This is a genomic window from Nostoc sp. NOS(2021) (genome assembly GCF_017115025.1).
GTDB lineage: Bacteria > Cyanobacteriota > Cyanobacteriia > Cyanobacteriales > Nostocaceae > Nostoc.
The window spans coordinates 17,326-35,411 of record NZ_JABXKM010000141.1; the positions used below are offsets into that span (position 1 = coordinate 17,326).

Consider the following 18,086-nt stretch of genomic DNA (forward strand, 5'->3'; position numbering starts at 1 on the left):
TCTTAAGATTCTTCGAGAATTAAAACTTAATAAATGTTCATATTGATGCACTTGCAACTCCAGGCGATCGCGATCGCATTTTCTCAGGTGACTAATTTTATTTTTTCTTAATTTCGCTACCAGTAAAAACCTTTTGAAAGGGTCGGGATATAAAATATACTAAGAATAAATACAGAGAACGACCAAGTAGTTCTCTGTGAGTACTCATTTTTTCATATAAAGGAGCGCATTATGGAATATCTTGCTTATTCCCACATGTTTATTGCCCAAGAAGAGGCATCTGGAAACACCGGATACAATCTCCCTAAATCTCAATGGAATTGGAAAAAACTTTTTAAATCTTCCGACATAGTTATTACTAAAGAAGAGCCATCTGGAATCACCAAACCTCAATTCAATTGGAAAAAACTGCTTAAATCTTCAGCTTGGTTAGCTTTAGCTGGCATCGGTGTATTACTTGTTGCTGTCACCCAAATTGAAATGAGTTCGGCTGCATATGTAAAGACTAACGGCAGTTGTTTACGTATCCGTACAGGCCCAAGCAGCAACTACTCATATGTGGACTGTGTACCAAATGGCGCAACACTTCCAGCGATTGAAAGATATGAAAACGGTTTTGCTAGGCTTTCTACGGGTAGATACGTTTTTGCCCGATGGATTGGTGATAAACCTAACAATCCTGCTGTGACTACACCTGGTGGTGTTGGCGGCTCAATAATTCTTACCCCTAATTCTAAAGGTCAGCTTGTGAGAGACGTTCAAACAGCTTTAGGTAATCTCACGGTTGATGGAATTTACGGTCAAGAAACTGTTAGCCGAGTCCGCAGCTTTCAGGCAAGTAAAGGTCTACTTGTAGATGGTGTTGTAGGCCCCGAAACTCGATCAGCTTTGGGTATTTAGCCAGAAGCCACTCTTTGAAAATCTCGTTTTCAAGTTCTACCTGTTTTCTTGTGAAATAGAGAGATACATAGGTAAGGGCGTACAGCTGTACGCTCCTACGGCTGATTTATGTGTTGCAAAGATTTTTGTCAATGGGATCACCGCAGAATAACTGGTAAAATCACCAAAAAAATGAAATACCCCGATAAAAGCCGGTTTTATGCATCCTAAAAAACAGAAATTTTGCACTTTGTTTAATCTAAATTCCTAAGTTGATGTTTCTGATGAAAGACCCAAGTAATTTTGCACAATCTGCAAAATGCGCTCTGCTGCATGACCATCCCCAAAGGGATTAATTGCATTTGCCATTGCTTCATAAGCATCTGGATCACTAAGTAACTCAGCAGCGGCTGCAAAAATGTTCTCACTCGTAGTGCCTACAAGTTTGGCTGTACCGGCTGTAACAGCCTCTGGTCTTTCGGTGGTGTCTCTCAAAACCAGTACTGGTTTTCCCAAACTGGGGGCTTCTTCTTGCAAGCCACCAGAGTCAGTGAGCAAAAGATGCGATCGCCCAATTGCTCCCACTAATTCGCCATAATCTAGAGGTTCTGTCAAGAAAATTCGGGGATGATTCCCTAAAAGTTCTTGTAATGGGATTCGCACTGTCGGATTGCGGTGCAATGGTAAGAGCATTGCTGTATCAGGAAACTTGGCTAAAATTTGTAAAAAGCCCTGAGCGATCGCTAGCAAAGGTTCTCCCCAATTCTCCCGACGATGAACTGTTGCTAACAAAACCCGATATGAATCCCAGTTTAAGCCTGGTATATTACAAACTACTTGGGTTGCAGCTACATTCAACAATGCATCAATTACCGTGTTACCCGTCATGTGAATTTCACCCAAAACACCAGAACGATGCAAGTTTTCCACAGCCCAAGGAGTCGGCGCAAAGTGCAACTGAGTAATTTGAGAAATCAACCGCCGATTAGCTTCTTCTGGGTAAGGATTGAATATATCATCAGTTCTTAACCCTGCTTCTACATGACCAATAGGGATTTTTTGATAAAAAGCTGCCAAAGCTGCGGCAAAAGCCGTGGTAGTGTCTCCCTGCACCAGCACTAAATCTGGCTTTTTCACCTGGAATAATGCTTCTAACCCTTGTAAACTGCGGCAGGTAATATCATTTAGAGATTGCTGAACCTGCATAATTTCCAAGTTATAATCTGACTTGATATTAAACAGTTGCATAACTTGCTCAACCATCTCCCGATGCTGTCCAGTTAGAATTACTTGCAACTCCAAACCTGAAAACTTCTGGAAAACTTGAATCACTGGAGCTAGTTTAATCGCTTCTGGACGAGTACCCAAGATAATGCAAACCCGTTTTTGATTAGTCATTTGTGATTAGTCATCTGTCATTTGCCAATGGTTATAGTCAATGGTCTATGGTCAATAGTCAATAGTTGGCGGTCAATCATCACAAAAACCATAAATATAAAAGGAGAAATCACACAAAATATAAAAAACCCGGCTTAACCGGGCAAATGCACTGTTTCTCGAATTCAACTGTAATGACCACACCTTGATCTCACAAATGAAAAAACCCGGCTTAACCGGGCAGACGCACTGTTTGTCTAATTCACCTGCAATGACTACTTAATCTCACAAGTTAGAGGGCAAGCAGCGTAAACAGTAGTCTGCATTTGGTCTGCCTCTCCATGCAGCCAGCTTAACCATTTAACTTCATTCGGATGAACTCCCTTAAGAGTTAGCACACCCGCAGCCAATACAACTGCCATGACATTAAACATGATTAAAGCGCCTGCTACAAGCAAAACAGCACTAACAGGCATCACAGACTGCAAGATAATCGACAACAGACATCCGACCGTAGCCATCAAGACAACTAGTGGAAAACCGACTACCAACAAGCATACTGCCAATGTAAAAGTCCATATCAAAAAGCTTTTAATCATCAACAAGGAGTAGGTCTTTCCTAGATTAGAGCTTTGAGCAGAAACCATGACTTTTCCTCCCAAAAATATACGGCAAATTTTAATTTCAGTCATATCTCGCTTTTGGCGAGTCAACTGATTTCCTTTCTCAGTGAAATTCAGTATATAAAAACTAATCGGGAAAATGAGCATTTATTTACTAAAGTTTACAGTTAATTTTTTGTAATTATGAATGTAAAGTCAAGTTTATATCTATTTAAACAACTTGTTTTATGCATCTGTCTTCAGGTATAGAAGCTAAAAGGTATGAGCTTTTAACCTTGATCCCCAGATATTGCTCCTATTCAACTTAACATTTCTTATAAAAATGAGTAGTAGTTCTCATAATTCATCGATGGGCTGAATAAATGATCTGCTAGTGTTTGTGCTGTTAATTGCTAGCAATTCGTGTCCATGCCTGGGATAAATTTCTCATTTAAGTCCTGAGAATATTTACGTTGAAATAATAGTATTGTAAATTACTAAAAAATCTAAGTATTTTTACTGGTTTGTTTTAAGTCATTGCGTGTGTTAAACCAGGTTAGATAGGTTAAATAATTTCTCTAAATCTTCTGAGTAGTAGAATTTTAGTAAAAAAAGATACAAATTGAGGGAGATAAAATGGATTGACCGTGGTTCTAGAGTTTCAATCGCCTCCCATCCGCGCCGGGGCTTTCACGCAAGCACCCTCCAAAAGTCATCGAAACAAGTGACTTGACTTCTCGCTAATTCAACTTTTTAACTGCCAAATTTTAAGATATATGACAGAATCAGCTTCTCCATTAAATTCTAACTCTGCTCCCGGACGTAACCTGCCACCAATGCCGCCGCCACCACCCCCGACCTCTAGTACGCAGCGGCAGATGACACAAACATTGGATATGTCAATGGATAGAAGCACCAACGCACCTGTTGCAGGTCATCGTCCAGGTAGTCCACCGCCAATACCTAGTTCAGTTCGCCCTCAAAACAGCATTCCACAAATCACTTTAGCGAAGTTAATCAGGGTAGCTTACGATGAGGGATATTCTGACTTGCACTTGGGTGTAGGTGAAGTACCCCGCTTCCGCAGCCGAGGAGAAATTCAATCACTGGATTATCCAGAAACAGATAAAGAAACTTTCATGAATTGGTTGCGGGAGGTGATGACTGAGGGAGAAATTCAGCGCTTTGAAGAGAGCTTAGAATTTGACGGAGCAACTCAGTATGACTTTGCTCGCGTGCGGATTAATGTTTTTGGCTCCCTCAAAGGGCCTGCAATGGTGTTGCGGTTGATTCCACTGAAAATCTTAACTATGGAACAGTTGAATTTACCCCCAATTTTCCGGGATATTTGTCATTACCACAAAGGTTTAATTTTGGTGACTGGGCCTACTGGTTCTGGTAAGTCCACCACAATGGCAGCGATGGTTGACCACATCAATAAAGAGATGGCCAAGCATATCATCACCATTGAAGACCCGATAGAATTTGTCCATCAAAGCCGCAAGTCTTTAGTTAAACAGCGCGAAGTCGGAATGCACACCCGGAAATTTGACAATGCTTTGAAAGCAGCTTTGCGGGAAGACCCAGATTTGATTCTGGTGGGGGAAATGCGGGATAAGGAAACGGTTAATACCGCCCTAAAAGCCGCTCAGACTGGTCACTTAGTTATGGGAACTCTGCACACCAATAGCGCTGTTAAAACCATTGAGCGGATTCTCAATCTCTTCTCTGGTGACGAACAGGATGCAATGCGGGTGGCAATTTCTGAGTCTTTAGTGGCAATAATTGCTCAAGGTTTGTGTCGCACAACTGACGGCAAGCGGGCTGCTTTCCACGATGTGCTGATCAATACCGAGGCTATTAAAGAATGGATCAAAGACGGTAAGTATGATGAAATTGGCGAGTTGATGAAACAAGCTGGCTTTGATGGCATGATTACGATGAATCAGTCGTTGCTCAATCTCTATCAAGAAGGTCGCATCACTGAAGAAACTGCTTTGGAAATGTCACCAACTCCTAACGAAATGGCGCAGTTTCTCCGAGGTCGAGTTTAAGATTGGGCATTGGGCATTGGGCATTGGGCATTGGGCATGGGTTATTCTCGTTGTCCCCTTGTCCTCCAGTACCCAATCCCAAATATCTTTGTCTTCCTGGTTGTGGTTATAGCTAAGGTAAAAGGTAAAAGAGAGAATTTTTTACTTTTAGCTTCCTAGCCTCTGTGAATAACTTGACGACAAACAAACTATCTACACCCCAGTTGTTTAAAGGCATTGCGCTATTTACACCTGGAGGAGATTTAATTTACTGCATCGACCCTAGCAAGCAAGGTCGATGGCACTTGCATTTGTGCTCGGCTTTGCAAGAAATCCTAGATTTGCCAGAGCCGCCGCACTTTTTAGTGCCTTGTTATACTGCGACTATTGACCACTGGTTAGATCCGCGCACTCAACAAGTGCGAACTTTTGCTGAAGCTTATCCGGCTGTAATTAGACATCAAGCTTTGCTTAATGCCATTTTTGGCACAGGGGAGTTAGTATGGCAAGCAGCTCCTTGGCAGGAGGGGTTGTGCGATCGCATGGTGTTAACAACTTATCGTTCCTCATTTGGGCAGCTTTGGGAAGATCACGATTTAATTGTACGTCTAGACCTTTCTGAACCTGTGCCAAAATACAACCAACCAGTAATAGTCCAAAAAAAGGAAGTCATTACACAAGGCTATGTTCTCCGCTTGTTTGTTGCAGGACATAGCAGTACCACCGAACGCATTCTCCAAAATTTACACGAATTATTAGAGCGATCGCTCGGACATCCTTATACTCTGAAGGTGATTGATGTTTTAACTCATCCAGAACAAGCAGAACTCAATCAGGTTTCTGCAACTCCGACCCTTGTCAAGGTTTGGCCTCACCCAATTCGGCGAATCGTTGGAGAGTTGGAGCATGTAGAAAAGATTTTACAGATGTTAGCTGCTAAGGAAAATTTTAAGTAATCATACTAGTTTTTTGCCAAGTGCGCGAATGGGTAGGTGTTGGTGAACGGGTGACTACAGAAATGGCTAGATTGCCCTATATGCAAGGACTTGAGGGCTGTAGCATCTTTAAAGCATCCGCGCACCTTATGTAGACTGACTTTCAGCTATTTACAGCTTGCACAATTGCCACTCCTGATGTTATAATTCTTGCATTCGCGCTACTGAACCTTGAAAATCAAATAACACAGGGCTTTCACACGCCTGCGATCGCAATCAACTAAAATCCCTATTAGGGATTGAAACAAGGCGATCGCAAGGTGATCATGAGGTGATCCAAGATCGCAATCAACTAAAATCCCTATTAGGGATTGAAACAATTACATGAAAACGCAAGGAGTCGAAGTAGACCATCGCAATCAACTAAAATCCCTATTAGGGATTGAAACTGTTTGACGCTGGTGATGAGCCAATTCAGATACGTTCATATCGCAATCAACTAAAATCCCTATTAGGGATTGAAACGGCGATTATTCTCATAATTAAACGGAGTAATTACAATATCGCAATCAACTAAAATCCCTATTAGGGATTGAAACATTGTTGATTGAATATTTTGAGCCTTCTTTGAATATCGCAATCAACTAAAATCCCTATTAGGGATTGAAACGCGGCATACATTACCGCAATGGCTGCATTACCTAATCGCAATCAACTAAAATCCCTATTAGGGATTGAAACATTTCTCCAACATTGAGAAAATATCAATGGTCTGATCGCAATCAACTAAAATCCCTATTAGGGATTGAAACCAGGACATTGGCAAGATTGATGATAGCAGGGATTTCAGGACAGTATTCAAGTTTCGACTTCTTGCAACAGTGCTGGTCAGATGACCGAGCTTCGGTGATAGTTGTCAAGAAACAGAGAAGTGAAGTTTCCACAGTGGGGGATTGCGCTTGTGGATGGAGAACTGGTTAATTGGAATGAGTAGCAGGTGCGATCAAGAAGTTGCTTCTTTTAGTACTTCTTCTTTGAGTACCCTTGCTTTATTATTCTTCAATTGATGTTTTTTCGTTCGAGAAACTTGCTAACTCCGTTGCTAAAGTCTCTTCTAATACATCTATAATTGCGTGCGGGTCAGTAGGGGACTTCATCATTTCAGCCTCGGGGTCAGAGCGATTTTTGACATTAGGAATATCCTGGCGTAATTCCTCAACCAAACTGATGAGTTTAGCGATTTTCTGCTCAGAGAGCAGGTTGAGTTGAAGACTAAGTTGCGCCCGTTGTTCTGCTAACTTTTCTTGTCGCTCTTGTTTAATCAACACCCCTGTTGTCACCAACAATGAACCCGCAGTCAGTGAAAATTGTAACCAAGGAAATGGGAGAGGATCAAATCTTGGTATGGCTAAACGTCGTGGTAAAACATTGGGTGTTACCCACAGAATAATCCCAAGCAGGATGCTATATAGGAATGTAGGACGACCAAAAAAGGCAGTTACCGTTTCTACAACCCGCTGGTGTTCTGGTATGTCTTTTTCGTGACGTCTGTGCAATGCGATGATAGTCTCAATATTTTTACTAATAGATTCCGGTAATGGGGCAGTGGGCAGAATGTTTTGACGATGTGTTTGACACGATACTTGCGGTGAATCGCTTGGATTTGATTTTTTGTTGGTTTGCATTGGTAGTCTAACTTGATGAATGGGGTAGAACTTCCGATTTCAAATCCTTAATAGCGAAGCTTCCCTGATGGGAAACACTATTATAACTGTGGGGGACGCTGCTGATGATTTAGGGTAACTTAAGTAAATTATCTTTGCAACCTGTAAAATTAACCACTAGATTATCGCGTTGCCGTATACGTCCAGTTTTTTAAATATATTCCCAATTTGGGAATTAGCGATCGCATGGATTGCAATCAACTAAAATCCCTATTATGGATTAAAACAATGGATAAAATGCATAAATATAGCGGATTGCAAATTAGTGAAATACACTGTTTTGGTCTACAAGACAGATAAAAAGCCTTTTTCATTACTGACTGCTAACTCCTGCTGTAATTGAGGACTTTATGGCGATTTCGTTAAACTATAAAAACTGTCAGAACGTATCTGACTGCCATTTCGCCAAACTTCCACTTTTTCAGGGCTGACTAAATAATAAAAACTACCATTATCTGCTCGATATCTGCCTTTACCAATATTCAAAGCTGCTATTTTTATAGGCTTACTTGGGTTTTGCTTTAACTGCCCAATATAAAATAACTGACCATTTTCTTCACAGACTTTTACACGAATACTTGCAGTCTCACCTTCAATAATGGTAACTCCATTGCATTTAGTATCACTGCTAATAGGTGCAAAACCTATTGGAATTGGCTGTGAAGGTGAAACTTGCTTTGCTAATGGGGGTGGCGAGACTGGGCGGTTCGGGTTATCCACTTGCTGAATAGAACCAGAACCAACACTTGCAGTTAAGGATGTCAACAGACGAAGGGGGTCAACGGCTATTCGACCATTTGGATGAACTTCAAAGTGCAGATGAGGTGCTGTACTATTGCCTGTAGATCCCATCTCAGCAATAATTTGACCTTGAATGACCTCTTGACCTTTGCTCACCAACAAGCGGCGATTGTGACCATAAACAGTAAGGCTGCCGTCGGGATGTTTAATAGTTATAGCATTGCCTAATCCCCAATCATCCCAACCTGCTTTTACAACTGTGCCGGATGCAGCAGCAACAATAGGAGTTCCAGCGGCCCCTGCAATATCAATTCCTTCATGTTGATATTTGCGGAAGCCTTGAGAAATAAACCCTTGTGTCGGCCAGATTAAGTTAGAAGCAGGGATAGAAGTTTGCCCAATTGGGGAATCGCCTGCTAACTGTGTTAGAGCGGATGTAGTTGTACTTAATACGGCGGTTAAGGATATTAACCCAATTAGTCCATAAGTACGGTATCGAGAAACGGTAACTTTTTTCATAATTTGTAAGCTGATTAAAACAATAATTCAGATGGTTTCTGATTATTTGTTGTTTCCAACTTACTCGGTATATATCAGGAAATTAAATTGATAAGTTTTTAACCGGACACGATATCATATCTACCCCGTATGCCAGCCACCGACGCATCGAACGGCGGCATACGTTTATTATAATTTTTCCCTTCTGGTTTAGACCTTAGTGTAATTATCGATTACTTTTGCTAAGTCTGGCACTGCTTCTTCTACGTGCTTTTTGGCTGAACCGCGAAGTTTTTCATAGGTTCCTCGCACGATTTGGCGCTTTGCGTTCTTGACTCTCGCATCGGTGACACCCAGTAGCGCGTCTGCCGTCTGAGAGCGATTCGCACTCAGGTGTTCAATTGGATCGCCTTTTTCTACGCCTTGACTCCAGATGGGATCAAGTGCCGTGAAGCACTGCGGCAGGATTTGCTCAACGACGTAGGGGATATACCCTGGCTTAACCCCCTTCAGGGCGGCGAAGGCAGTTTTCAAAGCGATGCCGCTTATACCTGATTTGGATGCAAGCTGTCCTTCTATCATCTTGCAACAGTCATCTATGACCATAGCCTTTTTGGTCGGGTTCAAAAGTCCGTCGCTAAGTCCCATTTCACTCTTCCTTATCTAAGTACTTAACTTCTATTCGACTAATTTTGTTAGTAAGCAGGAAATTACAGAAAATGGTATCAGAGTTAGAGGATGTTATGAACATAGGGAATATGGGCTTTATCCTCTTAAGTTGACACCTTGAGATTAAAATTATCCCCGACTTCTTGAAAAAGTCGGGGAGCTGTCTTACCAAGCAATTTGCGATCGCTCTTGCACAACTCGCTGATAAACTTCCTCGGTTTGCTTGGCTAATTTCGGCCAGCTAAAGCGTCGCTCTAAATCCTCATAAGCGTTATCCACCAGCCATTGCCGATAACCTGGATTTTTTAAAATTTCCAAAATTCCCCAAGCTAAAGAATCGGGATTGTTCACCCAAGTCACAATACCTGTTTTGGTATGTTGCACCACTTCTGGGAAACCACCAGTATCAGAAACTACTACAGGAACACGAGAAGCAAAGCTTTCTAAAGCCACAATCCCAAAGGGTTCGTAAAGACTGGGAAAAACGGCACAGTCAGCGACAGTTTGGAATTTATCTAAGTATTCATCGGAGACAAAACCTGTGAAATAGCAATGATGCCAAATTCCCAAATTCCAGGCTTGGCGCTTGAGATGGTCAGTATTGCCGCCACCAACGATGACAAATTTAACCTTACCTCCCATTTGAGAAAGGATCTTGGGTGCGGCATTGAGCAATATAGGTACACCTTTTTCGTAGGTCATGCGACCGAGGTAGTAAACGATTTTCTCGTCGTCTGTGGCAAATTGGCGGCGAAAATCCAGAGCATGAAAATCTACGTGATGCTGTTTCTTTTCGGCTCGGATACCGTTATAAATGACATCGATTTTGTTCCAAGGACTGTGTAGCGCTCGTTCTACTTCTTGGCGCATATAGTCGCTACAAACGATAATCCGCCAAGCGTTGAAAGCCAGCAAGTTTTCTTTGCCATTTATATAGCCTTGGATGTCTGTGTTAATACCGTTATAGCGTCCGTATTCCGTAGCGTGAATTGTGGCAATTAGGGGTATTTTAAAATTATGCTTGAGAGCGATCGCAGCATCTCCGACTAACCAATCATGGGCATGAATTAAATCAAAAGGCCCTTCCTCTAAGATTAACTTACCACCGTGATCTCCCATACTCAGGTTGAGATTGACTATCCAGTGGAAAAAGTCGTTACTATGGCCGACTGGCACCCGATGTACGTTTACTCCCTCAACTACCTCATACATCGATGCCTGACCAAACTCCGCCGTAATCAGGTGGACTTCATGCCCTAGCTTTACCAGTTCTGGGTACAACTCCGCTACATGCCGTGCAATTCCCCCAACAATCCTTGGCGGAAACTCCCAACTCAGTACCAATATCTTCATCTACTATACTCCCCGACACTTTGCAAATATCTAAAAAACTATATTTATCTAAAATTTTTAGATTTTTTAACAGTGATTTTGTTAAAGTTTATCAAAGGTTATCAACTGTTGGACAAGTTCGGACTAATATAAGCTTCTTTTGCAGTGGCATTAATTGGTGAGATTTGAAGAAGAAGTCAGAATTCAGAATTAAGAGCGTGGGGGTTTAAAAGCCTCTCAGGAGTGGAGGAGAGGAATGGAAGCGGGATTTTTAGTATACTTTACCACTTTGCAAACAACCTTTTAAGAGCTTGATCACTCTGCTTTCATCTTTAACCAGCCAAATACCTGTTCAACTGTCAACTCTAAATCAACACCATCTAGAACAGTCAAGCTATCTTCTCTATGACAAAATTCTGGTTGTTGATGTGGTTTGAATACAAGAACTGAGCGGTCATCAGGATCAATTAACCATCCCAACTGACAACCATATTTTAAGCAGTGCAAAATATTGCTTGTAACTCGATTGGAACTCTGATTTGGAGAAAGAATTTCAATTGTCCAGTTCGGAGTAATTAGCACATCATCTACAGGTTCTCCGTTATGGTCAAACTCAATTTGTTGCCAACGAATAACCGCCACATCTGGAACAATTGAACGACCACCAAAAGTACAACGCAACTCTGGAAAAGCATAAGCGATTTGCCTTTTCTCTGTAACTTCATTAATCCCATTAATCAACTTAGCCTGAAGTCGGGAGTGGCGGGTTTTCGGCATTGGTTTCTGGATAATCTCACCATCAATATAAATACTTGCAGGTTTTGTTTCTGGTAACTTCAGAAACTCCTCTAAGGTTAGGAATGCAGATTTTGCAACACTCATAACTTCTGACACTCCGAAAGTACTAGATTCAGTTTATCAAGGTTCGGCACTGGCTGGATACAACAAGGCGATCGCCTATAGACAACAATAACTCAAGAACGCTTCAGTCATAACTTCAAAGTACTGTTTTTGCAACAACCCCGTAGGAAATTGATGTTGAACACTGACAAATAACATGATAATATTAGTGTACTCTTCTTACTAAAAGATGGAGTAAACTTACAATTATACTGCTAAATACTACGGAAGAACTTGAGATTCAAGAAAACTATAGCCGTGATCAAATCGTGGGATCATTCTGCAATTAAATCGATTTAGTTCATCAACAATATCAGGACTATCAAAGTCTTTTGAGTTTCGGTTAAGAAAACATGCTAATTGTGGTTGATACTGACGCAGATGGTTGATGACCGATGCATAGACAAAAGCATCTTGCGGTCTTAAATCATAAGTAGCTTCGCAGGACGCTGCCTCAATTAAGATATCGGCTGTGAGTGCAATAACTTCTGCAATGTTAAAAAGCCGCTCTCGATAATTAACAAAACGTTGCCGTTCCTCTTCATTGCTCTGCACCATTAAACTAGCAATATCTTGGATACTTCTGATACGACTTACATAAGATGATGTACGTGAAAGCTGCCGCAACTCAGCATTGAGCAATTGCTGCAAATCCCGGCGACTCTTTGCCTGACGACTTAGTTTCTCATGAGGTTCAGCAAGGCTATAAGCTGGAATAATAAGTTTTGCCTGCCCTATTTCACAAGATTGCAGAATCTGCTCACAGCTGACGCACTGTTCTTGCTCAAAGACTAATTCTAAGACGAAGTTAGTTTCAACGTAAATATTCACGCAACCGCCTTATGATATGGTCAAAAATTTGCCTCCAGCTAAGGCAGCGTATAATCCTGAATCAATTAACCACTGCTGAGATTCATTTATATCTTCGGGGGATTTTTCAGAATGAATAATTTCTCCAAGCCAGGATGCAACAATTAACTCAAGGCTTTGTCCACTGATTTGATCAGCCTTAACTCCAGCCTGTTCAAAGTAACGATCAAGAATAGGTTGTGCATCAATGGTATAAGTTGGCTCACTCTGATCTAGTCGGACATTAGCATCAGTCCATAAATAAAATCGATCAGGAAACACCATTAGAAAATAAGGAGCCATTGGAAAAGTTAAGCTTCCGTGTACAAGAATATTGCGTCGAAATCTCGCTGCCCATTCTGGTGATGCATTAAGTTTACTTTTAACCTCGACGACAAGAGTAAGTTGACCATTACGGTTGTAAACTGACAAATCCCAACCATAATCAGAGTTAGCATTCATGGATAAAGCCCACTTAAGGAGACTAACTACTCAATATTGTGACGCAGAATGTCATCGGGGAAAACCCGCGCGATCGCTAATCTTGAACAAGCTGAATTCTTCTTATGACTTAGATACGATCGCACCCGCATCTGAAAATCTGGGGAAATTGAGTTGATGAAGCAACTTGCTACCCAGGTTGCGAATTCCTGAAACCAGCTTTTGGTAAAGAATTGTAATCTAAAATCCCAAATCGAAAATCCAAAATTCGTATGAGTCCCTGACTACGGTAGTCTAGATGAGAGTGAATTTATCGCCTCGTTTGATATATTGTTTTATGACTACAGTAGTTTCTAGTCCCCCACGCACTATTCGGATTGGTTCACGCAAAAGCCAACTTGCTCTGGTTCAGACCTACTGGGTACAAGAGCAACTCCAGAAAAGCTTTCCTGATATCACTTTTGAAGTTCACACCATGTCTACCCAAGGTGATAAAATCTTGGATGTAGCATTAGCTAAGATTGGCGATAAAGGACTTTTTACTAAAGAACTTGAAGTCGGAATGCTCAATCAGGAGATTGACTTTGCGGTTCATTCCCTCAAGGATCTGCCGACTCACTTACCAGAAGGGTTAACACTAGCAGCAATTACGGAACGGGAAAACCCAGCAGATGCATTAGTGGTGCATGAAAAGCACAAAGATAAACAAATCGATACATTGCCAGAGGGTGCAGTAATCGGTACATCTTCGCTGCGGCGGTTAGCACAGTTACGCCACCACTTCCCCCACTTTAGCTTTAAGGATGTCCGGGGAAACTTGATTACACGGTTAGCAAAACTGGATGCCGGCGAATACGATGCTTTGATTTTGGCAGCAGCAGGGTTAGAGAGATTGGGAATGAGCGATCGCGTCCATCAAATTCTCCCCAAAGAAATCTCCCTCCACGCCGTTGGACAAGGTGCTTTAGGGATAGAATGCCGTGCTGATGATAGTGAATTACTATCTCTACTCAAAGCGATCGAACATCCCGAAACACGCGATCGCTGTCTCGCCGAACGATCTTTTCTACGCTCTCTAGAGGGCGGCTGTCAAGTACCTATCGGTGTAAATACAGAAATATCTGGTGAAAATTTGACCTTAACAGGGATAGTTGCCAGTGTAGATGGTCAAAAGTTCGTAAAAGATACCGTCACAGGAAAAGCCAACAACGCCGAAGCATTAGGCATAGAACTAGCAGAATTGTTGCGGCAACAGGGAGCGCAAGAAATTTTGTCAGAAATTTTTGCGGTGATTCAGCGCGGTTCCTAAGCAATTGGGCAAGCCGATATGATTAGATAAGAATTGATCGCCGTTGCACCAAAGATGTGCCAGACGCGACAAATCGCGTTGGTCGGGATCAAAGAGTTAATTTGACAATATAGACTCAGGGAAGCAAAAATTACCATGCGGATTCTATTTGTTGCAGCAGAGGCAGCACCCATTGCCAAAGTAGGAGGAATGGGTGATGTTGTCGGGGCATTACCCAAATTCCTGAGAGAAATGGGGCATGATGTGCGGATATTCTTGCCTTACTACGGCTTCCTGCCAGACAAAATGGAAATTCCCTATGAACCCATCTGGTGGGGAGATGCCATGTTCCAGCACTTTGCAGTATACGAAAGTGTTCTGCCTGGTACTGATGTTCCCTTGTATTTATTTGGACATCCCGCCTTCATGCCCCGCCGCATTTATTCTGGAGAAGATGAAGACTGGCGGTTCACTTTGTTTGCTAATGGTGCAGCCGAATTTGCCTGGAATTACTGGAAGCCAGAAATTATCCATTGCCACGATTGGCACACGGGGATGATTCCCGTGTGGATGCACCAAGATCCTGATATCAGCACAGTGTTTACCATTCATAATCTGGCTTATCAAGGGCCGTGGCGTTGGTATTTAGAAAGAATTACTTGGTGTCCCTGGTATATGCAAGGACACAACGTAATGGCAGCGGCAGTGCAATTTGCTAATAAGGTAAATACAGTTTCGCCCACCTATGCCGAACAAATCAAGACACCTACTTACGGTGAAACATTAGAAGGTTTGCTGTCCTTTATTAGCGGGAAATTATCTGGGATTATCAACGGTATTGATACCGAAGTTTATAATCCAGAAAATGACAAATATATTACCCAAACCTTCAATACTGCTACTTTAGATAAACGCAAGGCTAACAAAATTGCTTTGCAAGAAGAACTAGGGTTAGAAGTCAACTCCAAAGCCTTTTTTATTGGGATTGTGACGCGATTAGTGGAACAAAAAGGCATTGATTTGATATTACAAATCCTCGATCGCTTCCTATCTTATACAGATGCACAGTTTGTGCTGTTAGGAACAGGCGATCGCTACTATGAAACTCAGATGTGGCAATTAGCATCCCGCTTTCCCGGACGCATGGCAACTTACTTACTATATAACGATGCCCTGTCTCGCCGCATCTACGCTGGTACTGATGCCTTCTTGATGCCTAGTCGTTTTGAACCATGCGGTATTAGCCAAATGATGGCTTTGCGCTACGGTTCTGTACCGATTGTCCGTCGCACAGGTGGATTAGTTGACACCGTAACCCATCATGATCCCGAAAATGCCGCAGGTACGGGTTATTGCTTTGACCGCTATGAACCGCTAGACCTTTTCACCTGTATGATCCGCGCTTGGGAAGGCTTCCGTTTCAAACCGCAATGGCAAGAACTACAAAAACGCGGCATGAGTCAAGATTTTAGTTGGTATCAATCTGCCAAGCAATACGTGAAATTGTATAGGTCAATTTACGGATTGCCAGAAGAAGAAGAGAAGACACCAGAACCAGAGTTAGTGTTAAACGAAGCAGTCACCAGCAGCAAGCCCTGAGCCGCCTAAATAACTACTTTTTGTGACTCGTGAGAGCATTATTCAGATTAACCTGAAGATGCTACTCATGAGTTTTTTTGTTTCAGAAACTTGTCAACTCAAGGGTTTATTTCTCAGGACTATATTCGCTCCGTGAGTCCATAATTATCTGTATATTGCCTGACGCGGCAGATCATGTACATGGTACTATACCTCAATAAGGCGTCAGTCAGTTCAAAAGTTGCATCGTGAGCTTTGCCCAGATGCTTGTAAGCAGCTTGACGAAATTCTTTAAGTTTGTCAAATTTCATATATCAAGAGCGATCGCTGTTCTCTGTTTTAGACTAAAAACTGCCACTGGTTTGAGTTCGTGACGTTAAGGATTTTTTGTAGTGGGAATTTTGAGCTTATTTTCTCACTACAGTTCGGTAAAAGCACAGCAAGCATAACCGAAGCCTGGAAGTCATAATTAATTAATTCAGGCTTCGCTTATGGACTGCGATCGCTGCTACTCCTACACACCTCAAAGCAAGATTTTAACTACGTTCTCTTCGGAGGGGATTTTATTTTCTTCCTTCTCTGCTGGCTTATCTAACTAACAACTTGAGTTCAGCACTTCCTCTAGTTGACAATACCTCCGCAATCCTCCGCGTGAGTATAGAAGTTGAGCAACAGATTTACAACTGCTGCAAAATATCAGCTTGACTATTTGGATTAGCTCCATTAAGTCCATTAATTGCATTAGCATTAAATGGTGTGCAAACGGCTTTTGCCTGTCCCTGGAATGTTAAAGTTGCGCCCCCTTGACTAACAATATTACCGTCTAACAAGTTAGATATCGGAACGAGAATACCTGAGACCTTTTCTAAGCCACTCACTCCAAAATTCTGAGTTCTTGAGACAGCTTGCCACCTAGATTCATTTGTACTAGTCGTATTAGGTGTTCTAGGAGCAAAGGTGAAGAGAATCACATTTCCACCCGGCTCTGTAACGGTCAGAGTGTTAACATTATCGAACTGAAAACAGGCTTGCTCTGTATTGCCTGTACTCAGTAAAGTAATTGTGACATCGTAGCTTTTACCAGCTACCTGTGCTTTTGCCGACGCGGCAAAAATTATCAGTCCTCCAAACAACAAGCTTAATGTAAAGCTGCTGCGTAATAAATAAGTGTGTAATTTTGAAGCATTCATCTTTTATCTCCTAAATTTTTGATTCAAATTACAACTTTTCCTTTAAGGGAGCTATCGCAATACTTCTCGGTTCAGCCTATTTTGGGCATTATAGACAAGGATATTTCAAGAGTTTCAGCCTACTTTTTTCCTTAACCGAGCAGTATTAGGAGCTATCCTACTTAGAGGTCATCTACAAAGTAAAAATTAAATTACTGTAGGGTGTGTTAAGCCCATGTTTGGATATGATTTGTCACGAAAAACATGACATGAGCGCCTAACGCACCATGTTATAAGCGGTGCTTTAGGCTAAAGCCGTAACACATCCTACTTAAGATTTACTTTATAAATGGTCTCTTACTGAGGGTATGAGTAATTTGATTGTAAAAGTAGTTATATATCTAGTATTATTACGAGATATATAAATATTATGTACAACGAATATCTACTACCTAGTTGGGGTTTTAATAAAAGTCTAAAATAATTAACCTAAGTATATATCTACTGCCTAGTTGGGGTTTTAATAAAAGTCTAAAATAATTATCGCCAAAAAGAATGCTGAGGATGAATTGCGGGAACTGCTAGAAAACAGCGCTAGTGACCTTGGTTTGGTTGTGTATACTTATTTGCATTGCTTTGTCGCGATCGCTGAAAGGGTGGTCATTCTCAATAGTGGGGTAATAGGTTGAAAATTATCGAACAGCAATATTGGCGCCAGTCGTCAGAATACAGGAAAGGTATTCTGAACGAAAAAGCGGATGAATAATCGGCGTTTTTGCACCCCCACAAAACTAGAATTTTTGGTGGTCTTCAATCAGTCGCGGGGCTACTTCCTACAACGGGGGGAACCCCTCTTCGGGTGATGCCTCCGGCACGCCAAGGGCGAACGGCAGTTCCTCATGGGGGAAACCCCCTCTGAGCGACTACCTCACCGCAACGGAGTGGCTTGACTTGGGCAAACTTTCCAAGACGGATTTTGAGTCTTCAATTCCATTATCCAAAATTTAAAATCTAAAATTCGGTCATTTCCTTAGTTGAATTTTGAATTTTAGATTAATGACTTCTAACTTA

Annotated in this window: 17 protein-coding genes and 1 CRISPR repeat array; of the genes, 6 read left to right on the forward strand and 11 right to left on the reverse strand. The window is 41.8% G+C overall.

The window, feature by feature from the left end; translation table 11 throughout:
* Positions 1-231 precede the first annotated feature (231 nt).
* Positions 232-900 (forward strand): peptidoglycan-binding domain-containing protein, encoded by a 669-nt coding sequence (locus tag HWQ41_RS18500; protein ID WP_292765785.1) that lies wholly within the window; start codon positions 232-234, stop codon positions 898-900.
* Positions 901-1,146: 246 nt separating this feature from the next.
* On the opposite strand, the gene wecB is transcribed toward HWQ41_RS18500, so the two are convergent.
* Positions 1,147-2,277: a non-hydrolyzing UDP-N-acetylglucosamine 2-epimerase gene (gene wecB, locus HWQ41_RS18505; protein ID WP_292765788.1), complete on the reverse strand. Its 1,131-nt coding sequence runs from the start codon at positions 2,275-2,277 to the stop codon at positions 1,147-1,149.
* Positions 2,278-2,531: 254 nt separating this feature from the next.
* On the reverse strand, positions 2,532-2,903 hold the full coding sequence (locus tag HWQ41_RS18510; RefSeq protein WP_292765862.1) for a hypothetical protein: 372 nt from the start codon (positions 2,901-2,903) through the stop codon (positions 2,532-2,534).
* 731 nt (positions 2,904-3,634) lie between these two features.
* On the opposite strand from HWQ41_RS18510, the gene HWQ41_RS18515 reads away from it, so the two are divergent.
* Entirely contained in the window at positions 3,635-4,912 is a 1,278-nt protein-coding gene (locus HWQ41_RS18515; RefSeq protein ID WP_292765790.1) for a type IV pilus twitching motility protein PilT, read from the forward strand.
* A gap of 164 nt (positions 4,913-5,076) precedes the next feature.
* On the forward strand, positions 5,077-5,847 hold the full coding sequence (locus HWQ41_RS18520; RefSeq protein WP_292765793.1) for a circadian clock KaiB family protein: 771 nt from the start codon (positions 5,077-5,079) through the stop codon (positions 5,845-5,847).
* Positions 5,848-6,095: 248 nt separating this feature from the next.
* A CRISPR array of direct repeats spans positions 6,096-6,638; the repeat unit is 37 nt; unit sequence ATCGCAATCAACTAAAATCCCTATTAGGGATTGAAAC.
* Between the two features lie 240 nt (positions 6,639-6,878).
* Here HWQ41_RS18520 and HWQ41_RS18525 read toward each other — a convergent pair.
* From HWQ41_RS18525 to HWQ41_RS18555, 7 genes are all read right to left on the reverse strand, one after another.
* On the reverse strand, positions 6,879-7,511 hold the full coding sequence (locus HWQ41_RS18525; protein ID WP_292765795.1) for a DUF1003 domain-containing protein: 633 nt from the start codon (positions 7,509-7,511) through the stop codon (positions 6,879-6,881).
* Positions 7,512-7,898: 387 nt separating this feature from the next.
* The gene (locus tag HWQ41_RS18530; protein ID WP_292765798.1) at positions 7,899-8,810 is read right to left on the reverse strand and encodes a M23 family metallopeptidase; all 912 of its coding nucleotides are present in this window, start codon (positions 8,808-8,810) and stop codon (positions 7,899-7,901) included.
* Positions 8,811-8,999: 189 nt separating this feature from the next.
* Positions 9,000-9,437 (reverse strand): hypothetical protein, encoded by a 438-nt coding sequence (locus HWQ41_RS18535; protein WP_292765800.1) that lies wholly within the window; start codon positions 9,435-9,437, stop codon positions 9,000-9,002.
* 186 nt (positions 9,438-9,623) lie between these two features.
* The gene (locus tag HWQ41_RS18540) at positions 9,624-10,811 is read right to left on the reverse strand and encodes a glycosyltransferase family 4 protein (protein WP_292765803.1); all 1,188 of its coding nucleotides are present in this window, start codon (positions 10,809-10,811) and stop codon (positions 9,624-9,626) included.
* A gap of 294 nt (positions 10,812-11,105) precedes the next feature.
* Positions 11,106-11,672 carry a Uma2 family endonuclease gene (locus HWQ41_RS18545; RefSeq protein WP_292765806.1) on the reverse strand — a complete coding sequence of 189 codons (567 nt, stop codon included), beginning with the start codon at positions 11,670-11,672 and terminating at the stop codon, positions 11,106-11,108.
* Between the two features lie 240 nt (positions 11,673-11,912).
* Positions 11,913-12,521 carry a PIN domain-containing protein gene (locus HWQ41_RS18550; RefSeq protein ID WP_292765809.1) on the reverse strand — a complete coding sequence of 203 codons (609 nt, stop codon included), beginning with the start codon at positions 12,519-12,521 and terminating at the stop codon, positions 11,913-11,915.
* Positions 12,522-12,530: 9 nt separating this feature from the next.
* Positions 12,531-13,001 (reverse strand): hypothetical protein, encoded by a 471-nt coding sequence (locus HWQ41_RS18555; RefSeq protein ID WP_292765812.1) that lies wholly within the window; start codon positions 12,999-13,001, stop codon positions 12,531-12,533.
* On the opposite strand from HWQ41_RS18555, the gene HWQ41_RS18560 reads away from it, so the two are divergent.
* The 3 genes from HWQ41_RS18560 to glgA all read left to right on the forward strand — a co-directional run bounded on the left by HWQ41_RS18560 (position 13,000) and on the right by glgA (position 15,867).
* Complete coding sequence (locus HWQ41_RS18560) at positions 13,000-13,158, forward strand: hypothetical protein (protein ID WP_292765814.1); 159 nt, start codon at positions 13,000-13,002, stop codon at positions 13,156-13,158. The genes HWQ41_RS18555 and HWQ41_RS18560 overlap by 2 nt on opposite strands.
* Positions 13,159-13,317: 159 nt before the next feature.
* Positions 13,318-14,289, forward strand: a complete 972-nt coding sequence (gene hemC, locus HWQ41_RS18565) for a hydroxymethylbilane synthase (RefSeq protein ID WP_292765816.1) — start codon at positions 13,318-13,320, stop codon at positions 14,287-14,289.
* Positions 14,290-14,424: 135 nt separating this feature from the next.
* Positions 14,425-15,867 (forward strand): glycogen synthase GlgA, encoded by a 1,443-nt coding sequence (glgA, locus tag HWQ41_RS18570; RefSeq protein WP_292765818.1) that lies wholly within the window; start codon positions 14,425-14,427, stop codon positions 15,865-15,867.
* Between the two features lie 119 nt (positions 15,868-15,986).
* Here glgA and HWQ41_RS18575 read toward each other — a convergent pair whose 3' ends face one another.
* Together HWQ41_RS18575 and HWQ41_RS18580 are read right to left on the reverse strand one after the other, a co-directional pair.
* Positions 15,987-16,157, reverse strand: coding sequence for a hypothetical protein (locus HWQ41_RS18575; RefSeq protein ID WP_292765821.1), 171 nt, complete (start codon positions 16,155-16,157; stop codon positions 15,987-15,989).
* Between the two features lie 366 nt (positions 16,158-16,523).
* The gene (locus HWQ41_RS18580) at positions 16,524-17,036 is read right to left on the reverse strand and encodes a hypothetical protein (RefSeq protein ID WP_292765824.1); all 513 of its coding nucleotides are present in this window, start codon (positions 17,034-17,036) and stop codon (positions 16,524-16,526) included.
* Between the last annotated feature and the right edge of the window lie 1,050 nt (positions 17,037-18,086).